2 protein-coding genes are annotated in these 4,263 nt (G+C 45.6%); both read right to left on the reverse strand.

Annotated elements, in window-relative coordinates; translation table 11 throughout:
* Positions 1-2,182: non-ribosomal peptide synthetase (locus tag C3B51_RS22880; RefSeq protein WP_165389229.1), on the reverse strand; the 2,182-nt coding region annotated here is incomplete at its 3' end.
* Positions 2,179-4,263 (reverse strand): condensation domain-containing protein (locus C3B51_RS22885; protein ID WP_240701963.1); only part of this gene is annotated, 2,085 nt, incomplete at its 5' end. The genes C3B51_RS22885 and C3B51_RS22880, both read right to left, overlap by 4 nt.

Consider the following 4,263-nt stretch of genomic DNA (forward strand, 5'->3'; position numbering starts at 1 on the left):
ACGTCGATGCCAACACATGCGTTCTTTGAGCAGGTGTATAAAACTGCTCAGCCCAGCTAAGCATCGCAACCGCATTTTGGTGTGTGATCATCACTCCTTTTGGTTGACCCGTTGAGCCTGAGGTATAAATCAAGTACGCAATTGTGTCTGCTGGTGTGTCAATATGTGTCAAATTACTCGTGCTGCACTGTGCCAATTGGGCAATAACCGCCTTGTCATCAAGCAGTACCGTGCAGTCCTTATCAAGGTGTAACTGCTCAGCTATGTCCTTTTCTGTAATCACACAACTCATGTCGGCATCTTTGAGCATAAACTCAATACGCGACCTGGGGTAATCTTTATCCAGCGGTAAGTATGTGCAGCCCAGTTTTAGCACCGCCAACATCGCCACAATGAGATCTGGCGAGCGTGATAAACAGATCCCCACGACACCTTGAGCTTTTCGCGTTTGCTCTAAATATCTGGCTAACGCATTGGCACGACGATTCAGCTCACCATAACTGAGTGCGGCTTGCTGATGATAAATAGCGACTTTCCCCTCATCACGCTCAACCTGCTGTTCAAAAAGCTGGTGTATGCCAGATTGTTGAGGATAAGCAACCTGAGTGCGTGTCCACTCACCAAGCTGTAAAGCTCGCTCTCGCTCACTCAAAAAGTCAACCGCAAAAACATTTTGAGTCGGGTTCTCGAGTAACTTAGGAATTAAGCGAACAAAATTCTCAGCCAAACCTTTCACTGTGTCTGCCGCAAACAAGTCACAGTTGTACTCCCAACTCAACGCCAGTTGATCTGCTTGCTCTGTTATGCAAAGAGATAAATCATACTTGGCACTGGGCTCTGATTGTGGCAAGTGACTAATGGAAACATCTGATAAATCAAGTGTATGCTGCTCGTTATTTTGCATTACTATCATTACCTGAAACAATGGACTAAAGCTCATGTTTCGAGCAGGCTGAATGTCTTCAACTAACTTTTCAAAAGGGTACTGTTGGTGCGCGTACGCACCAAGTAGCATCTCTTTACTGCGCTGTAATACGGTCAGAAAGTCTGGCTGTGACGACAAGTCACTTCGCAGCACTAGCATATTTGCAAAGAAACCAATCAGGTTAGCAACTTCATCTTGCTCACGATTTGCAACAGGTGTCCCCATCACAATGTCTGTTTCTTGGCTGTATCGTGCTAACAGGACGCTAAAAGCGGCCTGAATTCCCATAAACAAACTTGCTCTTTGAGCGTCACAAAACGCGCGTAATCGCTCGCACGTTAGCGTGTCAACGACAGACTCCACTATCGCGCCATTAAATGTCTGCCTTGCTGGTCTTGGGTAGTCCAGGGGTAAATTATGTAATTCTGGCAGCTCTGCCAAGCAAGTATGCCAGTAACGTTTAAATTCGGCTAATTTGTCACCTTTTAGCCAATTTCGCTGCCACTGTGCATAGTCAAGATATTGAATATCTAAGGCAGCCAGCTCTGCTTGACGACCATCTACAAATGACTGATAGAGTTCAGAAAATTCTTTTACAAGAATACCAATTGACCAGCCGTCCGATGCAATATGGTGCATATTAATCACTAACAGATGCTCTTTTTCAGAGAGCTTCGCAACACCTGCCTTCAACATCAAATCATGGCTGAAGTTGAACTGAGAGGTCATTTGCTCATGGACAAATCGACGAGCATTTTGCTGTTGTAACAACTCACTCTGCTGCGACAAATCCTGCCAGACCACAGTAAACTCATAGTCTTCTAAAGCAACAGGAAATGGTTCTCCTTTTTCGTCTACTGCGAACACCGTACGCAACACTTCATGCCTTTGTACAATTGACCTGAGCGCATATTGAAGGGCTTCTTCATTAATAGCGCCGCACACTCGCAGACCAACCGGCATATTATAGTGTCGATTATCGCCATCAATCTGGTTTAGCATCCACAGCCGTTGCTGAGCGAAAGAGAGCTGGAGCTTAGTCAGCTGCCTGTCAACCGGAACAATAGGGGGAGCATCCCCCGCTGCTGTCGCCTGTAACATAGCGACGATTTGAGATTTATGCTCTCTGATAGACGCCTTTAAAGACTGCGTCAGCAGCTCTTTTTTGCCCCGTAAACGCAAATTATTATTGTCATCTAACGTGATGCTTATTTGCTTCTGCGCCAACTCATTAAACAAACTACTTAATGTCATCATATGACTTCCTCTTCTTCATCTTCTGACATCTCAGTCTTAGCCTGCATCGCTTGGCAGTTAATCGTAATGAAGCTCGCAAACTCTCTTAGATTATTCAGATCAAAAACATCCTGGACTTTTAACTTGATCCCAAAAACTTTATTTACTTTGGTCAGTAAGCGTATAAATAACAGTGAGTTGCCGCCCAACTCAAAGAAATTCGCCAGCATACTAATTTCAAACTCCCCCACACCCAGTAACTCAGCACAAATACGCACTAGCTGCTGCTCCGTTTCCCCGTGAGGAGGTTCATATGCTATTTGTTCTGACTCATCGTTGAGTGCTAAGTGACTCACCACACTGGTTGGCAGGGCATCCTGGATCCAACTTGTCGCGGTAAAAATATTTTCCTCTGGATGTTGGGTAACCGATTCGATAACCCGCTGGAAGTGTAGATCCAACGTGACTATTGTTTGCTCATCGAAAAGGTCCGTGTTGTATTCCCATTCAACATACAGGCCGGCATCAGACTCGCTAACAGACAACGTAATATCGTACTTTGAAACCTGAGCACCGGAAGTGATGGGCTTTATATCTAAACCCGGCACAACCAACTCATCAACATTGTCGTTCTGCATGACCAGCAAGATCTGGAATAACGGACTAAAACTCAAGCTACGTTTTGGCTGTAACTTGTCAACCAGCTGCTCAAAAGGCACATGTTGATGGGTGTATGCCTCTAGCAGTACCTTTTTACTTTGTGCGAGTAAGTCATTAAAGCTCGGCTGTCCCGTCAGATCCGTTCTTAGCACTAACATATTGACGAAGAAGCCAATCATATCGGCTATACCACTCTGATCTCGATTAGCTGTCGGCGTACCTATTACCACATCTTTGCTATTGCTATATTGGCTAAGCAATACAGAAAATGCAGTTTGGATCCCCATAAACAAGGTTGCCTCGTGACGCTGGCATAATATTTCCAGCTGCTGATAAGCCTCTTTGGCAACAAACGAACGATGACGTGCGCCGACGAAAGTTTGCACCTTTGGTCTTGGTTTATCCGTAGGCAATGAATGCACTTGAGGTATACCAGCCAATTGCTGCTGCCAGTAATCGAGTTGCGCGTCCAGTACATCACCATAGAGCCAGTTTCGTTGCCAACATGCATAGTCTGCATATTGCAATTCCAGCGGCTGTAATGAGGGTGCCGTGCTTTGGTTATAAGCCTTATAGAAAGCGACAAACTCTTTAATAAGAATATCCATTGACCAACCATCTGATGCAATGTGGTGCATCGTGGCCGCAAGAACGTAATGCTCATTACCCAAGCGGAATAACTGAGCACGCAACATTAGGTCACTATCCAGTGCAAAAGGTGATTTAGTCTCATTTGTTAAATACGCTTGAAGCTGTTGGGTTTGCTCCAACGTATTCGCAGACGCACTCAAGTCCACCAGTGGCAAGTTCACCGCTTCCACCTCAGAGATCATTTGGTACGGTTCACCCTCTGGCGTAGTTTGAATTGACGTTCTAAGTACCTCATGGCGCTGCACAATCTGCGTAATAGCACTGGCAACAGCAGCTTCACATAATGGTCCTTTTATTTCTAAAGCCATGGGCATGTTGTAATGTGAACTGTCGCCCTCAATGTGCGCCAGCATCCACAATCGCTGCTGAGCATAGGACAGCGGGATATGCTCTTCTTTGTGTGCAGCAGCACGCAACACGGGAATATGAGATTGTGGCTGATGTTCGTTCAACCAGTCAGCGAATGCCACGATAGAAGCTTTCTCAAAAATCACTTTTAGCGGCACATCAATATTGAATTGCTTTTTGATCTCTGAGACCAGTTTCATCGCCGTTAGCGAATGGCCACCAAGCTCAAAGAAGTTGTCATTGATACCAACACCATCTCGTTCAAGGATCGCACTCCAAATTTGCACAAGCGTCCGTTCTGTACCATTGCGACCAGCCTGACTTTGCACGGCTGTGAACTCAGGGGCTGGCAATGCCTTACGATCAATTTTCCCGTTACTGTTTAATGGGAACTCCGTCATAGACACTATCGCACTCGGCAGCATGTAACTGGGTAAACGCTC

The sequence above is a fragment of the Pseudoalteromonas rubra genome (genome assembly GCF_004212645.1).
Lineage (GTDB): Bacteria > Pseudomonadota > Gammaproteobacteria > Enterobacterales > Alteromonadaceae > Pseudoalteromonas > Pseudoalteromonas rubra_G.